12 protein-coding genes are annotated in these 15,358 nt (G+C 61.1%); 3 read left to right on the forward strand and 9 right to left on the reverse strand.

What is annotated here, in order from left to right; genetic code table 11:
• Positions 1-92: 92 nt before the first annotated feature.
• Positions 93-1,109, reverse strand: coding sequence for a haloacid dehalogenase-like hydrolase (locus HBN79_RS05850; RefSeq protein ID WP_232527654.1), 1,017 nt, complete (start codon positions 1,107-1,109; stop codon positions 93-95).
• Between the two features lie 258 nt (positions 1,110-1,367).
• Here HBN79_RS05850 and HBN79_RS05855 point away from each other — a divergent pair, with 258 nt between their 5' ends.
• The gene (locus HBN79_RS05855; RefSeq protein ID WP_083369724.1) at positions 1,368-2,759 is read left to right on the forward strand and encodes an L-cystine transporter; all 1,392 of its coding nucleotides are present in this window, start codon (positions 1,368-1,370) and stop codon (positions 2,757-2,759) included.
• A 121-nt stretch (positions 2,760-2,880) separates the two neighbouring features.
• Here the strand turns inward: HBN79_RS05855 and HBN79_RS05860 are convergent, their stop codons facing one another.
• On the reverse strand, positions 2,881-3,393 hold the full coding sequence (locus tag HBN79_RS05860) for a dihydrofolate reductase (protein WP_094999782.1): 513 nt from the start codon (positions 3,391-3,393) through the stop codon (positions 2,881-2,883).
• A 90-nt stretch (positions 3,394-3,483) separates the two neighbouring features.
• Between HBN79_RS05860 and HBN79_RS05865 the strand changes: the two genes are divergently transcribed.
• Entirely contained in the window at positions 3,484-4,866 is a 1,383-nt protein-coding gene (locus tag HBN79_RS05865; RefSeq protein WP_133144082.1) for a DUF2868 domain-containing protein, read from the forward strand.
• On the forward strand, positions 4,859-6,223 hold the full coding sequence (locus HBN79_RS05870; RefSeq protein ID WP_095024869.1) for a GTPase/DUF3482 domain-containing protein: 1,365 nt from the start codon (positions 4,859-4,861) through the stop codon (positions 6,221-6,223). The genes HBN79_RS05865 and HBN79_RS05870 overlap by 8 nt, the downstream gene beginning before the upstream one ends.
• A gap of 106 nt (positions 6,224-6,329) precedes the next feature.
• Here the strand turns inward: HBN79_RS05870 and HBN79_RS05875 are convergent, their stop codons facing one another.
• The 7 genes from HBN79_RS05875 to HBN79_RS05905 form a co-directional block, all read right to left on the reverse strand.
• Entirely contained in the window at positions 6,330-6,887 is a 558-nt protein-coding gene (locus HBN79_RS05875; RefSeq protein ID WP_095017838.1) for a phosphonate degradation HD-domain oxygenase, read from the reverse strand.
• A complete protein-coding gene (locus HBN79_RS05880) occupies positions 6,887-8,026 on the reverse strand; it encodes a TIGR03364 family FAD-dependent oxidoreductase (RefSeq protein WP_169916443.1) in 1,140 nt (379 codons plus the stop codon). The genes HBN79_RS05875 and HBN79_RS05880 overlap by 1 nt, the downstream gene beginning before the upstream one ends.
• 139 nt (positions 8,027-8,165) lie before the next feature.
• Positions 8,166-9,188, reverse strand: a complete 1,023-nt coding sequence (locus HBN79_RS05885) for a putative 2-aminoethylphosphonate ABC transporter substrate-binding protein (RefSeq protein WP_094999977.1) — start codon at positions 9,186-9,188, stop codon at positions 8,166-8,168.
• Positions 9,189-9,223: 35 nt separating this feature from the next.
• A complete protein-coding gene (locus HBN79_RS05890; RefSeq protein WP_095017840.1) occupies positions 9,224-10,948 on the reverse strand; it encodes a putative 2-aminoethylphosphonate ABC transporter permease subunit in 1,725 nt (574 codons plus the stop codon).
• Between the two features lies 1 nt (position 10,949).
• Complete coding sequence (locus tag HBN79_RS05895) at positions 10,950-12,026, reverse strand: putative 2-aminoethylphosphonate ABC transporter ATP-binding protein (protein ID WP_095026828.1); 1,077 nt, start codon at positions 12,024-12,026, stop codon at positions 10,950-10,952.
• A gap of 125 nt (positions 12,027-12,151) precedes the next feature.
• A complete protein-coding gene (locus HBN79_RS05900; protein ID WP_095017842.1) occupies positions 12,152-13,015 on the reverse strand; it encodes a LysR family transcriptional regulator in 864 nt (287 codons plus the stop codon).
• A gap of 16 nt (positions 13,016-13,031) precedes the next feature.
• Complete coding sequence (locus HBN79_RS05905) at positions 13,032-15,287, reverse strand: heavy metal translocating P-type ATPase (protein WP_169916444.1); 2,256 nt, start codon at positions 15,285-15,287, stop codon at positions 13,032-13,034.
• Positions 15,288-15,358 lie beyond the last annotated feature (71 nt).

The raw sequence follows: 15,358 nt of genomic DNA on the forward strand, positions 1-15,358 counted from the left end.
GACACTTCGGTACATCAGAAATATTGAAGACTCAGGTTTACGACGACTACGTCGCCGAACGCAGCCTTCGTCCCTCGGCAGCTGCTACGTCACTACTGGATCTGATCCGGCTTGACGATTACCCAGTTTTTATCCGCCGTTACCGGCAACCCCTCTTTGGCTTGCGCCGCCGCATTCTTGGCCATCATGCCTTCCAGTTGCGCCATGTATTTGTCTTTGCGGTTGATCCACAAGTGCACCCCGCCCTTGGCCACGTCCACGCCGTGAAATAGCATATAGCCATCACTGGACGGCGTATCGCCGCCCACCAGCACCGGCTTTTTCCACTGGTCGATATAGGTCAGGATCGCCGCCTGCTTGCCCGCCATCCATGTCGCCGGAGTCCACAGATAAGGGGTCAACTCCAGCCCCAGGTTGGCTTTCTCGTTGTATGTACCGGCGCTGATCTGTTTGCGGGCAGTGGTCAGCTCACCAGTTTTGCGGTCCTTGAGCAGCGTACTCACGCCAATCACGTTTTGCGGTTTGACGTTGTAACCGTACTTGGGATCGGCCGCGACCATGCGCACCAGCTCTTCCGAAGCCGCGGTCATGACATAGACCTCAATGCCGTTTTCCATCAGTTTGTTGAACAGTTCGACCTGTCCGGTAAACACCTTGGGCGGCTGAACCTCGGAGGTCTTGACCACATCCCCCTCGAAGTAAGTCACTGGCACCGGTTTGCCCGAGGCCATCAGCTCATCCACGTAACCCTTGAGCTGTTGCAGGGTAAAGCCGGAAAACACCTGGGCCACCCACGGGTAACACACCATGTCGTCCACTTCGCACAAGCGATAGTAGTAACTGAACAGGCTTTCTTTATGTTCGGCAGTGTCTTTGAACGGGATCAGTTTGAGCGACGGGTCGAGACTGTCACGGGTGATCAGGCCCTTGTTTTCCATAAACGGCAGCAGCGCTTCTTCCAGATCGTTGCGGTAGCTGGTGTTATCCATGTCAAAGACCGCGAAATTACCCTTGTTCGCGTTGGCCGCAATCATGGCGTCCAGTTGCCTGGCCTGATCGGCGGGCCAGTGTTTGAGTTCTGTGGCCAACACCTGGCCCGCAAGCCCCATACACAGAGTTAACGCTGTCAGCTTGGCGGTCAGGTTCATCAGCTATGCTCCTAGTCAAAAGCACAGACGCTAACAAACCTGTATGACAGTTTTTGGCTTGGGCACGACTATCATCGTCCTGTCTGCGTCACCTGCTTATTCCAAAAACCTTGGTTGTCATTCCACATCGGTATATTTGTAGATATATCAACCTGTTACGATTTCCGGTTCGCAATAGTTACATCCAAGACTGGTACAAGTCGTCCCCTCGGAGCTTTCATGAATTTCCCGCTGATCCTCAATCTGCTGGTGTTCCTCGCGTTGCTGTTCGGCTTGTCGCTGACCCGCCACACTGCGTGGAGCCTGGCGAAAAAAGTCTTGCTGGCACTGGTTATAGGCGTGGTCTTCGGCCTGTGCCTGCACCTGACCTACGGTACAGACAGCCCGACACTGAAAGCCTCCATTGGCTGGTTCGACCTGGTCGGCAGTGGCTACGTGCAATTGCTGCAAATGATCGTGATACCGCTGGTATTCGCCTCGATCCTCAGCGCCGTAGCCCGTCTGCATAACGCTTCGTCCCTCGGCAAGATCAGCTTCCTGACCATCGGCACATTGCTGTTTACCACCATGATCGCGGCACTGATCGGTATCGGCCTGACCAACCTGTTCGGCCTCACCGCCGATGGCCTGGTGGCCGGTGCTGCAGAAATGAGCCGCCTGCAAGTGATCCAGAGCGACTACGCGGGCAAGGTGTCGGACCTGAACGTGCCACAACTGCTGCTGTCGTTTATCCCGCAAAACCCGTTTGCCGACCTGGCCCGTGCCAAGCCGACCTCGATCATCAGCGTGGTGATTTTCGCGGCATTCCTGGGCATCGCCGCGTTGCAGCTGTTCAAGGACGAGCCGGAAAAAGGCGGCAAGATCCTCAGCGCCATCGACACCCTGCAAGCCTGGGTGATGCGCCTGGTGCGCCTGGTGATGAAACTGACCCCCTACGGCGTACTGGCCTTGATGACCAAAGTGGTCGCCATGTCCAACGTGCAGGACATCATCAAACTCGGCAGCTTTGTGGTGGTGTCCTACATCGCCCTGGCGCTGATGTTTGTGATTCACGGCGTGATCGTGTCGTTTTCCGGGGTTAACCCGCTGCGCTTCTTCCGCAAGGTATGGCCGGTTCTGACCTTTGCTTTCACCAGCCGTTCGAGCGCGGCCAGCATCCCGTTGAGCATCGAAGCGCAAACCCGACGCCTGGGCATTCCGTCTTCGATCGCCAGCTTTGCCGCTTCGTTTGGCGCGACCATTGGCCAGAACGGCTGTGCCGGTCTGTACCCGGCCATGCTGGCGGTGATGGTTGCCCCGACCGTGGGCATCAACCCGCTGGACCCTGTGTGGATCGCATCGCTGGTGGCCATCGTGACCTTGAGTTCGGTAGGCGTGGCCGGTGTGGGCGGTGGTGCAACCTTCGCTGCACTGATCGTGTTGCCGGCCATGGGATTGCCGGTGTCGCTGGTGGCATTGCTGATTTCGGTCGAGCCCCTGATCGACATGGGCCGTACGGCACTGAACGTCAGCGGTTCGATGGTGGCAGGCACCGTCACCAGCCAGATCCTGCACCAGACCGACAAGGCCATCCTGGCTGAAGACGATCATGGTGATCTGGCGCACGCCTAAAAGCTTGCCCTAACCCTCTCCCGGAGGGAGAGGGGACTAAAGACAAAAGCAGATTTGCGTAACACCACAGATCAGCCCCCTCTCCCTCCGGGAGAGGGTTGGGGTGAGGGGCTTTTTGTAACTAAGCCCTTTCCCACACCTCAAAACTGAACGCCGGCTTGCCCTCTGCAGCCTCGTGCAATTCCTCTGATACCCGTTTCCACTGCGCCTGATCGAACTCAGGGAACCACGCATCGCCTTCCGGGCTCAGGCCCACTCGCGTCAGGTACAACCGGTCGGCATCCACCAATCCCTGGGTGTACAACTGCGCGCCGCCAATCAGCATCACTTCACTGACGCCTTGCTCGATTGCCCACGCCTCGGCACGCTCCACAGCCGCCTCAAGGGATGCAAATACCTCGGCACCTTCAAGCTGCAAGCCGGTCTGACGACTGACCACCAGATTAAGCCGGCCCGGCAACGGGCGGCCCAGCGAATCCCAGGTCTTGCGACCCATGATGATCGGCTTGCCCAGGGTGGTGGCCTTGAAATATTTGAAATCCGCTGGCAAATGCCACGGCATGCTGTTGTCGACGCCAATCACGCGGTTTTCAGCGAGTGCCGCGATCAGGCTAAGGGGGAGTGTTTTTTTCATGGCGCCGAGGATACCAGAGCCACCCGCGCCGACAGTACCCTGCCTGACTAACAGCGGTTATGCTCATGGCTCACTTGAATGGACTGGCCTGTGAATCAACTTTCCCCATTACAACGCCTCTGGCTGACCGAGACCGTGCGCCTGCGCGAAGAACACGCCGGCCCGCTGGACGATCTTGAAGCCAATCGGCGCGCCCGCACCAGCGCCGGCGACCTGCCCACACGCCTGCAAAACCGTGCCCTGTGGCTGGCGGAACGGGATGGCTTGCTCGCCGCCATGCAGCACTGGCTGCAAGGTGCGCGGCTGGCGCTGCTGGTATTGGCCGTACTGGCGGTACTCAGCGGCGCCGGGCTGGCCTTTGCCGCCCTGGGCAACGGGCAAACCCCGGTCAATGTGTTCTGGGCGCTGGGCAGCCTGCTTGGCCTCAATCTGATCCTGCTGTTGAGCTGGGCGCTGGGCCTGCTGTTTGCCGGTGAACACGGCGCCAGCCTCGGCCGCCTGTGGCTGTGGCTCAGCGAAAAACTCGCCCGCGACGCCAAGGCCGCACAACTGGCCCCCGCCTTATTGCTGTTGCTGCAACGGCGCAAGCTCAATCGCTGGGCACTCGGCACGCTGGTCAACGGCCTGTGGTTGCTGGCGATGCTCAGCGCGTTGGTGATGATGCTGCTGCTAATGGCCACCCGCCGTTACGGGTTTATCTGGGAAACCACGATTCTTGGTGCCGATGTGTTTGTCGCCGCCACCCGCGCCCTTGGCGCCCTGCCCAACTGGCTGGGCATGAGCGTACCCACCGTGGAGATGATCCGCATCAGCAACGACACCAACCTCTATGACAATGAACTGGTGCGTCAGGCATGGGCAGTCTGGCTGGTGGGCGTGGTCCTTATTTACGGGGTGATTCCGCGTCTGCTACTGGCGGCATTCTGCCTGTGGCGCTGGAATGCCGGGCGCAACGCACTGCAACTTGACCTTAATCTGCCCGGTTACAGCCAGCTGCGCGAACGTCTGATGCCCAGCAGCGAGCGCCTGGGCGTAAATGACATAGCCCCCGAGCAGTTGCATAACGTGCAGGCCGGGCACAGCGACCTGCACACCGATGGCGCCTTGATCGTGGCCATCGAGCTGGACGATCAACACCCTTGGCCACCCACGTTGCCGGCTACGGTCAAGGATGCGGGCATTCTCGACAGCCGCGAATCCAGGCAAAAACTGCTCGAACAAATGACCCGTTTCCCCCCGGCGCGCCTGGCCATTGCCTGCGACCCGCGACGCTCGCCGGACCGTGGCAGCCTGGCGCTGATCGGCGAACTGGCCCGCAGTGCCCGCGAAACCCGCATATGGCTACTGCAAGCCCCCCCCGGCCAGGCACTGGACGCTGATCGCCTGGGCGACTGGCACACGGCGCTGGAGAAACTGGGTTTACCGTTCGCCGCCAGCGCCCCCCTGAACTGGCTGGAGACAGGCCATGACTAAGCCACTGACGCTGGCCGTGGTGGGCCATACCAATGTCGGCAAAACCTCGTTGCTGCGGACCCTGACCCGAGATGTCGGTTTTGGTGAAGTGTCCCATCGTCCCAGCACCACGCGCCATGTCGAAGGCGCACGGCTGTCGGTCGACGGCGAGCCGTTGCTGGAGCTGTACGACACGCCGGGGCTGGAAGATGCCATCGCCCTGCTCGACTACCTTGAGCGCCTCGACCACCCCGGCGAACGCCTGGATGGGCCGGCGCGGGTGGCGCGCTTTCTCGAAGGCAGCGAGGCGCGCCAGCGCTTTGAGCAGGAAGCCAAGGTGTTGCGCCAACTGCTGGCCTCGGACGCCGGGCTGTATGTGATCGACGCCCGCGAGCCGGTGCTGGCCAAGTACCGCGACGAACTCAGCGTACTGGCCAGTTGTGGCAAACCGCTGTTGCCCGTGCTCAACTTTGTCAGCAGCCCGCAGCACCGCGAACCCGAGTGGCGCGAAGCCCTGGCCCGTCTGGGCCTGCATGCACTGGTACGCTTCGACAGCGTGGCACCGCCCGAAGATGGCGAACGCCGTTTATATGAAAGCCTGGCGCTGTTGCTGGAGCATTCGCGGGGCGCGCTGCAACGACTGATTACCGATCAGGAGGCCCAGCGTGAAGCCCGCAAGCACAGCGCCCTGCGCCTGATTGCCGAACTGCTGATCGACTGCGCCGCCTGCCGACGCAGCGTGGCCAGCGAAAAAACCGCCGAACAACAAGCTACCCAGCAGTTGCGCGAAACGATTCGCCAACGCGAGCAACGCTGCGTAGAAGCCCTGCTCAAGCTGTACGGTTTTCGCACCAGCGATGCGGCGGCCAGCGACTTGCCGCTACTCGACGGGCGCTGGGGCGATGACTTGTTCAACCCCGAGACGCTCAAGCATCTGGGCGTGCGGGTCGGTAGCGGGATTGCCGCAGGTGCTGCGGCCGGGGCTGGCGTGGACTTGATGGTGGGCGGCCTGACGCTGGGCGCGGCGGCGCTGGCCGGGGCCATTGCCGGCGGTGCGCTGCAAACCGCGCGCAGCTACGGCAGCCGCTTGCTGGGCAAGTTCAAGGGCCAGCGCGAGTTGACCGTGGACGACAGCGTGTTACGCCTGCTGGCGTTGCGCCAACGGCAATTACTGCACGCTCTCAATGCTCGCGGGCATGCGGCGGTGGACAGCATCAAGGTCGCCACCCCGCAGGACAAGACCTGGCGCGAAGGCAAACTGCCCGAAGCCCTGAACAAGGCGCGGGCGCACCCGCAATGGTCGTCGCTCAACCCGCATCCGAAGTTGAGCCAGGCTGAGCGTCAGGAGCAGATTGAGTTGTTGGCCGGGCAGATCTAAGTACCGGCTTACCCCCCGTGGGAGCGAGCCTGCTCGCGATTGGATCATCACTGATACACCGCGTCGTTTGTTTCGCGAGCAGGCTCGCTCCCACAAGAATGGGTACTTAACCCTCTAACAGGCGGACGGCTTTGGCCTTGAGGATTTGCAGGTCGATAACTGGCACATGCATCTGCTTGGCCTGTTCATCCCACACCCGCATGCGCAGGCTCAACCCGCACAACGGGTCCTGCTCGAAGGCATCCGCCTCGGCCTCGCTCATCACCCCGCCCTGATAACCCAGGGTGCGAATGCTCGCCTCACTCAACAAATCGAAATACCCCGGCTGACGCAAGGTCAGGTAACGCTTGGCCTGTACATGGTATTCCACCAGTTTGGCCAGCCGCTCGCTAAACCCGGCACGGCGCAGATAATCGGCGCCCACCCGCTCATGGCTGACTACACCGTATCCATCCATGTTCTTCGCATCATTGACGCAAAAGTGCCCGATATCGTGAAAGAACGCGGCCAACACCACTTCATCGTCATAACCTTCATCCAGCGCAAGCTGTGCGGCCTGGGACATATGCTCGATCTGTGACACCGGCTCGCCGATGTAATCATCGGTACCGTATTGCCGGTACAAGCCAAATACTTCTTCAACCACTTGCTGTGCGTGTGTCATCACATCTCCTCCAGCATCCGGGCGATATTGCCCTCGGCCATTGCCGGGCCCACGCTCATGCCCACGCTCATGCCCACGCCCGTGTGCATCAGCGCCGCATTCAGACCGGGCGCCACCTGCAGCCAGGTAAAAGGCCTGGCCCCTTTGGCACCATAGACGCCCTGCCAGCGCTCGACCACCTGCACTTCACAGCCCAGTGTGTCTTCGCACAGTTGCAGCATCCAGTTATCCACCTGTTCGCCGTTGAAGGGTGAGGGATCCTCACTGTAATCATGAGAATCGCCGACGATCAAATCACCATAAGGCGTCGGGCTGATCAGCAGGTGAATGCCGTGCTGCTCCAGATGCGGGCTGTCACGCTGGATTTCGGCCTGCACTGGCGCCGCTTCGGGCAAGTCGGCAAAAGCGCCGTAATGCACACAGCTCAGGCCGGTCAGCAGGGCGTGTTGCAGCCTCAAGTTGACCTTGGGCCGCACGCGCAGCATTTGCAGGCGACAGATCCTCGGGTTGAGCCGGGCCAGTGGCTCGGCCAGCAGGGTCAGGTAATCGTGCCCCGAGCACACAATCACCTGCGAACCCTTGAAACTCCCCGCCGTGGTATGGACCTGACCGGGTTCGACCTCGCGCACCAGGGTCGAAAAATGAAATTCGACGCCCAGCTCACACTGCAAATAGTTGATAAGGGCCGGAATGGCTTCGCGTGAATACACCTGCTGGTCGTCAAGGCCATGCAAAGCGGCGCGATGATGGCTGAACTGGCCACCGTACAGCGCATCCATTTCTGCACCGCGCAATAATTCGGCGCGGTAGCCGAACTCGCGTGCACGACCTTGGCAGAACGCCTCAAGCAAGTGCTCTTCGGCTTCGGTGCGGGCGAACAGGTACGAGCCGTTGCGCTTGAGATCAAAGCCTGCGCGCTGCGCCCAGACTGCCCAAATGTCGCGGCTGGCACGGGCCAGATCGAGCATCACGCCCGGTGGTTGGCCGGTGACCAGCGCCTGGCCGAAATTGCGCACCGAGGCGCCCAGTGGCGTGGCGGTGCGTTCGAAGACGCGTACCTTGAGACCGCGTCTTGCAGCGGCGTAGGCGTGGGACAAGCCCAGAATGCCGGCGCCGACGATAAGGATTGGTTGAGTCATCACGATGTCCTGAAGGGCAATTTCACTTCCCTTGTGGGAGCGGGCTTGCTCGCGATACAAGCGCCGCGGTGCGGCTGTCCAACCGCAGCGATCCAATCGCGGGCAAGCCCGCTCCCACAGGTCTTTTGTGGCTACAAAACTACTGCGCCGCTTTCTCGGACTTGCCGTCATAGCGTTTGCGCCACTCGGCCAGGATGCTGTCGCGATTCTGCGAGGCCCAGGCGAAGTCGTTCTTGATCAGGCGCTGCTCGTAGTCGGCTGGCAGCTCGGTCTGTGGCTTGGCGATGCCGGGCTGGGCGAGTACCGCGAAGTTCTCTTTATAAAGCTCCATCGCCGCGGGGCTTGCGGAGAAGTCAGCCAGCTTTTTTGCTGCCTCTTCGTGCGGCGTCCCCTTGATTACAGCCGTCGCTTCGATTTCCCAACCCAGGCCTTCTTTAGGCAACACGATATCCAGCGGTGCCCCCTGACGCTTGAGCTGTACGGCCGGGTATTCAAAGGAGATACCGATCGGGAATTCCCCCGCAGCTGCCAGCTTGCAAGGCTTGGAACCTGAATGAACGTACTGGCCGATGTTCTGGTGCAGGTCGTCCATAAATTGCCAGCCCTGTTTCTCGCCGAAGGTCTGCAGCCAGGCGCTCACATCCAGAAAGCCGGTGCCGGACGAGGCCGGGTTGGGCATCACGATTTTGCCCTTGTATTCAGGCTTGGTCAGGTCCTGCCAGCTCACCGGCTTGCTCAGGCCCTGTTTTTCCGCCTCGATGGTGTTGAAGCAAATGGTCGCGGCCCACACGTCCATGCCCACCCAGGCCGGCGGGTTGGCCGCATCGCGGTAGTTGCCGCCGATCTTGGCCAGGTCCCTGGGGGCGTAGCTTTGCAGCATGCCCTGCTGGTCGAGGATCGCCAGGCTGGATGCCGCCAGGCCCCACACCGCATCTGCTTGCGGACGGGCTTTTTCCGCCAGCAGCTTGGCGGTGATGATGCCCGTGGAATCGCGCACCCACTTGATCTCGATGTCCGGGTTGGCCTTTTCAAAGGCCTGCTTGTAGGTCTTGAGCTGTTCGGCTTCCAGGGCCGTGTACACGGTCAGTTCAGTTTTGGCAGCGAACGCATTGAAGCTAAAAGCAGTGAGGACAGCAGCGGCAAGAGCAAGAGGCTTGAACATGGTGCGGTTCCTTTTGGGGTGTAGGGGCAGGGTTGTTATTGCGCGGGCGCACCCTGGCGCCAGGCCTGGGAGCGGCGCAGCAAACCGCGCGAAGCCCATGCCAGCAGCAAGGACATACCCGCCGAAGTGAACAGGATCAGGGTCGACATCGCCGCCGCGCCGCCAACGTTGCCGGCGTCGTCCATGTTCAGCACCGCCACCGCCGCGAGGATGGTGTCGGGGCTGTAAAGGAAGATCGCCGCCGACACGGTGGTCATCGCCGAGACAAACAGGTAGCGCATGATGTCCAGCAGTGCGGGCAGGCAGATCGGCACGGTGACGCGCCAGTAATGGCGATAGAGCGGCGCCTTGAGCGACAGAGCGGCGGCTTCGAATTCGCCGTCGAGCTGGCGCAGGGCCGTGGTCGCAGTCATTTGTGCAGTGGTCAAATAATGCGCAATGGTGCAGGCCACCAGCAGGGTCATGGTGCCGTAGAGCACATGCAGCGGGTTGCCCGGCAGGTTGAAAAAGAACACGTAGCCCAGTCCCAGCACCAGCCCCGGCACGGCCATCGGCACAAAGCTGAGCATGCGCAGGGCCAGGTTGAGGCCTTTCTGGCTTCTGGTTTTCTCCATCAGATAGGCGCCGGTGAAGATCACCAGACTGCCAATCACCGCCGTACACAGCGCCATCGTTACACTGTTGCGATAGGCCAGCCAGCCGCCGCCTGCGGTGTCGTTGAACTGGTAGTGGTTGAGCGATAGCGACAGGTTATATGGCCAGAACTTGACCAGCGACGAGTACACCGCCATCCCGAAGACCAGCAGCAGGGTGGCGCAAATCAGCAGCACAATGGCCAGATAACAGCGGTCACGGCCCTTCGACGGCACGGGTTTGAACACCTGGGCGCGGCCACTCATCGAATCGCCATGCTGGCGGCGCAGCCAGGCATCAACGCCGAAACTGAACAGCGCAGGCAACAGCAGGACCATGCCGATCAAGGCGCCGCGACCGAATTGCTGCTGGCCGACCACGGCCTTGTAGGCTTCAAGCGCCAGCACCTGATAGTCGCCACCCACCACCACGGGCACACCGAAGTCGGTGATGGTCAGGGTGAAGACCAGGCAGAACGCGGCAAACACGGCCTGTTTGGTGCCCGGCCAGGTAATGCTGCGAAAGGCCTTGAAAGGCCCGGCCCCCATGCTCGATGCAGCGTCAAACAAACGTGCATCGGCCAGAGACAAAGCCGACAGCAAAATCATCAAGGCGTGCGGGAAGGTGTAGATGGCCTCACCGAGAACGATGCCCCAGAAGCCGTAGATATTGTCGCTAACCAGCCCACGTAACATGCCCTGGTTACCAAACAGATACACCAGCGCGATGCCCGGCAGCATTGAAGGTGCCATCAGTGGCAGCAACGACAACCCGCGCCAGATGCGTTTGCCGGGGATCATGGTCCTTTGCAGGGCGTAGGCAAACAGATACGCCAGCGGTACGACGATGGCCGCCACGCTGAGGGAAACCTTAAGGCTATTACCCAGCAGCCAGTGAAAGTTGGCGCTGGTGACCAGTTCTCGCGCCGCGACCCAGCCGCCGCCCTGGCCGTCTTCGGCACTGAAGCCGCGCCAGAAGATAGCCAGCAACGGCATCAGCACCGCCACGCTCAACAACAGCAGTAACAGCAGCTTGCCGCCGACCACGAAGATACGGTCACCGAGTTCCGCTCTGCTGGCTTGGCGGGACATTTTGCCGGGCAATGGCAGGGCCATTTCAGCGGCCATGTCAGGCAAACACCTGCAGGCTGCCGGGTGGCAGGGCGACAAAAATATCCGGTGTGCCGAGGCGCGGCAGGTCCTGACTGCCGACTTCGGCCGTCAGGGCATGACCCGGCAGGTGGTTGAGTTCGAAGCTCATGCGGCAGCGATTGCCAAGAAAGGTAATTTCCCGAACCCGGGCCGGGAACAGGTTTTCCTGATGCAGTACCGGATTGACGCTGATGGCTTCGGGACGGCAGAACAAACGCCCCGAGGCGGCGCGGCCAGCGTCATCTGCCAGGCGCATGTTCATGCCGCCGACCTGAGCGTGGGTGGCACTGTTGCGCAAAAACGGTAGCCAGTTGCCCTGCCCCACAAATTCGGCGACAAACGGCGTGGCCGGCTTGTCGTAGATTTCTTGCGGGGTGGCGTACTGCTCGACCTTGCCGTTGTTCATCACAGCAATACGGTCGGCCATCAGCATGGCTTCGTCCTGATTGTGGGTGACCATCAGCGTGGTGATGCCCAGGCTGCGCTGCAATTGGCGCAGTTCGGTACATAAATGCTCACGGACGCGGGCATCCAGGGCCGACATTGGCTCGTCGAGCAATAGCAGAGACGGCGATGGCGCCAGGGCACGGGCCAGGGCGACCCGCTGCTGCTGGCCACCGGAAAGCTGACCCGGGAATTTCTTTTCGCTGCCGGTCAGGCCCACCAACTCCAGCATGTCGCCGACGCGCTTGCGCACCACCTCACGATTGCTGCCAGCCAGGCCGTAGGCAATGTTGGCCTCAACAGTCAGATTTGGGAACAAAGCATAGGACTGAAACAGAATCCCGTAATCACGGGCCTGCGGCGCCAGCTCGGAGACATCGCGATCACCCAGGTACAGTGCGCCGTTGTCCTGATGCTCCAGGCCTGCGATACAACGCAACAGCGTGGTCTTGCCGCAACCGGACGGGCCGAGCAGACACACCAGCTCGCCTGCAGCCACCTCCAGCGAGACGTTATCCAGCGCGGTAAAGGCGCCAAAGCGCTTGCTCACATTGCGCACCTTCATCGGCACGCCGGGCTGGGTAAAAGCGGTTGTGTTCGAGCTGTTCATGGATGCACCTCATCAAGCAGATAAGGGCCATCCTAGAGATGCAATGCGTACAAGATGTGGCAGCAAGGCCAAAGCAGCCGATAGTGGTATTGGTGGATTTGGGTATGGGTGCAGGGTCATTGTGGTCAGGCCGGGGCCATTTCCTGCGCCAGCCCCAGAAACGCCGCCGGCAAACGCGCGGCTTTTCGCTCTTTGAGGCAGTACAGGTACTCATGGATCACTGGCGCATTCTCAAGGGTCAGTACCCGTAACTGCGGGTCATGAGGTACTTCCTGGCGAGCGATGATGCTGATGCCGATATTGCGCAGCACCGCTTCGCGGATCGACTCCCGGCTGCCAATTTCCAGCAGCGGACCAAAACTCACCCCGGCATTGGCCAGCAGGTCTTCGGTCAACTGGCGCGTAGTCGAACCTTGCTCACGCATCAACAAGCAATGCCCGGCCAGCGCACTGAGCGGTACATGCTCTAGCTTGGCCAACGGGTGATTGCGATGCACCGCCAGCACCAGCGGATCGGCACCCAGGACGCGGCGGATCAGGCGCGGGTCTTCCACCAGTTGTGAGGAAGCCGCGATATCGACCCGGTATTCGTCCAGTGCCTCCAGCACCTGCTGGGAGTTGCCGATATCCACCGCCACCTCGATCTGCGGCAAGCGTTCGCGAAAGGCTTTGACCAGATCCAGGATGTAATACGGCGCGGTCGCGGCAATGCGCAGCATGCCGGTGCCCTGGCCGCTGTTGCGCAAAAAGAATTCGATATCGGCTTCTTGCTGCAGCAACGCCTTGACCATCGGCAGCAGGCGTACGCCGTCATCGCTGAGGGTCAGGCGCCGGCCGCCACGGTAAAACAGCTCTACACCGTACTGGCTTTCGAGGTTGCGGATTTGCGTGGTCACAGTCGGCTGGCTCAGCCCGAGCTTTTTGGCGGCCTGAGTAATGCTGCCCAGTTGGGCCACCCGGTAAAACGCTTTCAGCTCGGCACTCAGCACAACAGCCCCTCTTGATCTATTTGCGCAACAGGCGCAAACCGTTGAACACCACCAACAGGCTGACGCCCATGTCGGCAAACACGGCCATCCACATGGTGGCCAAACCGAGGAAGGTTACCGCAAGAAAGATCGCCTTGATGACCAATGCCAAGGCAATGTTCTGTTTCAGGATGCTGGAGGTCTGCCGTGACAGGCGAATAAAAGCCGGTATCTTGCGCAGATCGTCGTCCATCAGGGCAACATCGGCGGTCTCGATCGCGGTATCCGTACCTGCCGCGGCCATGGCAAAACCGATCTCGGCACGGGCCAGGGCCGGAGCGTCATTAATGCCGTCGCCCACCATGCCTACATGATGGCCCTTGGCATACAGCGCTTCGATCGCCTTGAGCTTGTCTTCCGGGAGCAGGTTGCCCTGGGCTTCGTCGATACCGACCTGGGCGGCAATGGCGTTGGCCGTGTGAGGATTATCGCCGGTCAGCATCAGGGTCTTGATGCCCAACTCATGCAACTCGCGGATCGCTTCACGGCTGGTTTGCTTGACCGTGTCTGCCACGGCGAACAGCGCCAGCGGGCCTGCGCTGTCGCACAGCAAGATCACGGTTTTGCCCTGTTCTTCCAGCGCAAACAGCTCGGTCTCGAGTTCAGGAGAGCACAGGCCCAATTCTTCAACCAGGCGGTGATTGCCCAGGTGGTAGAGCTTGCCGTCGATTTCGCCACGCACTCCGCGCCCCGCCAGCGCGGTGAAGTTATCCACAGCACTCAAAGGCAGATTCTTATCCACAGCAGCATTAGCCACAGCCAGCGACACCGGATGATCGGAACGGCTTGCAAGGCTGGCGGCCAACAGCACCGCGCTGTCAGTGACCAGCGGATCAAGGGGCAGGTAATCGGTTTGCACCGGTTTGCCGTGGGTGATGGTGCCGGTCTTGTCCAGGGCCAGGAAGTCGAGCTTGTGGCCGCCTTCCAGGTACACCCCGCCCTTGACCAGAATCCCCTTGCGGGCCGCAGCCGCCAGGCCGCTGACGATGGTTACCGGCGTCGAAATCACCAGCGCACAAGGGCACGCCACCACCAGTAACACCAGCGCACGGTAGATCCAGTCAAACCATACGCCGCCCATAAACAACGGCGGGATCACCGCCACTGCCAGGGCAAAGGCAAACACCAGCGGGGTATAGATTTTCGCGAAGCTGTCGACGAAACGCTGGGTCGGTGCCCGGGCGCCCTGGGCCTGCTCTACAGCGTGAATGATCCGCGCCAGGGTCGAGTTGTTGGCCGCTGCCGTCACCCGGTATTCCAGGGCGCCGGACTGGTTGATGGTGCCCGCGAAGACTTTGTCGCCCAGCGCTTTCTCGATGGGCAGGCTTTCACCGGTGATCGGCGCCTGATCGACTGTGGAGTTGCCCGCTACCACTTCACCGTCCAGGCCGATACGCTCGCCCGGCCGTACCCTGACCAGGCTGCCCAGGGCGATGTCTTTGACCTCAAGCTCAATCCAGCTGCCATCCGCCTGCTGCACGGTGGCCTTGTCCGGCGCCATTTGCATCAGGCCACTGATGGCATTGCGCGCACGATCGAGGGATTTGGCTTCGATCAGTTCGGCCACGGTAAACAGGAACATCACCATCGCCGCTTCCGGCCATTGGCCGATCAACACGGCCCCCGTCACGGCGATGCTCATCAGTGCATTGATGTTCAGGTTGAGGTTTTTCAGGGCGATCCAGCCCTTTTTATAGGTGGTCAGGCCGCCGCTGAGGATCGACACCAGCGCCACCAGCGCAATCACCCAGGTGGGTGCAGCATCGGTAAAGTGCAGCACTTCAGCCGCCAACGCGCCCGCACCGGCCACGGCCAGAGGCCACCAGTGTTTTTTCGCAGGCAGTGCAGGCGGGGCCGCATCCGCACCGGAATTGATGGGCTCGGCGTGCATGCCGAGGGATTTGATTGCGTCGACAATCGGCCCGACGGACGGCAGGTCGTGGGTCACGCCCAATACCCGGTTGATGAGGTTGAATTCCAGTTGCTGCACACCCGCCAGCTTGCCCAGCTTGTTCTGGATCAGGGTCTGCTCGGTGGGGCAGTCCATCGCTTCAATGCGAAAGCTGCTCAGGCGCGCGCCCGCAGTGGCCGCGGCGGCCAGCTTGACGACGCTCGGTCCCGCTGCGCCGGGGCAGCAGCTATGGGCGTGAGCGTGCGTGTCGCCATGCCCATGTTCGTGATCGTGATCGTGATCGTGATCATGCTTGTTCGGTGCGTGAATGGAATCGCTCATCAGATTGCGTCCGGGAAAGGTGCCTGTTGCCAAGTAAAGACCCTGTAGCCACTATAGGGTCAAGCATCCTT

The sequence above is a fragment of the Pseudomonas sp. WS 5051 genome (genome assembly GCF_012985715.1).
Classification (GTDB): domain Bacteria; phylum Pseudomonadota; class Gammaproteobacteria; order Pseudomonadales; family Pseudomonadaceae; genus Aquipseudomonas; species Aquipseudomonas bubulae.

What these genes read in the sequence shown, in the direction of transcription:
- HBN79_RS05850 (WP_232527654.1), bottom strand. Translation starts at nt 1,109, where the DNA reads ATGGGGCTTGCGGGCCAGGTGTTGGCCACAGAACTCAAACACTGGCCC.
- HBN79_RS05855 (WP_083369724.1), top strand. Translation starts at nt 1,368, where the DNA reads ATGAATTTCCCGCTGATCCTCAATCTGCTGGTGTTCCTCGCGTTGCTG.
- HBN79_RS05860 (WP_094999782.1), bottom strand. Translation starts at nt 3,393, where the DNA reads ATGAAAAAAACACTCCCCCTTAGCCTGATCGCGGCACTCGCTGAAAAC.
- HBN79_RS05870 (WP_095024869.1), top strand. Translation starts at nt 4,859, where the DNA reads ATGACTAAGCCACTGACGCTGGCCGTGGTGGGCCATACCAATGTCGGC.
- HBN79_RS05875 (WP_095017838.1), bottom strand. Translation starts at nt 6,887, where the DNA reads ATGACACACGCACAGCAAGTGGTTGAAGAAGTATTTGGCTTGTACCGG.
- HBN79_RS05880 (WP_169916443.1), bottom strand. Translation starts at nt 8,026, where the DNA reads ATGACTCAACCAATCCTTATCGTCGGCGCCGGCATTCTGGGCTTGTCC.
- HBN79_RS05885 (WP_094999977.1), bottom strand. Translation starts at nt 9,188, where the DNA reads ATGTTCAAGCCTCTTGCTCTTGCCGCTGCTGTCCTCACTGCTTTTAGC.
- HBN79_RS05890 (WP_095017840.1), bottom strand. Translation starts at nt 10,948, where the DNA reads ATGGCCGCTGAAATGGCCCTGCCATTGCCCGGCAAAATGTCCCGCCAA.
- HBN79_RS05895 (WP_095026828.1), bottom strand. Translation starts at nt 12,026, where the DNA reads ATGAACAGCTCGAACACAACCGCTTTTACCCAGCCCGGCGTGCCGATG.
- HBN79_RS05905 (WP_169916444.1), bottom strand. Translation starts at nt 15,287, where the DNA reads ATGAGCGATTCCATTCACGCACCGAACAAGCATGATCACGATCACGAT.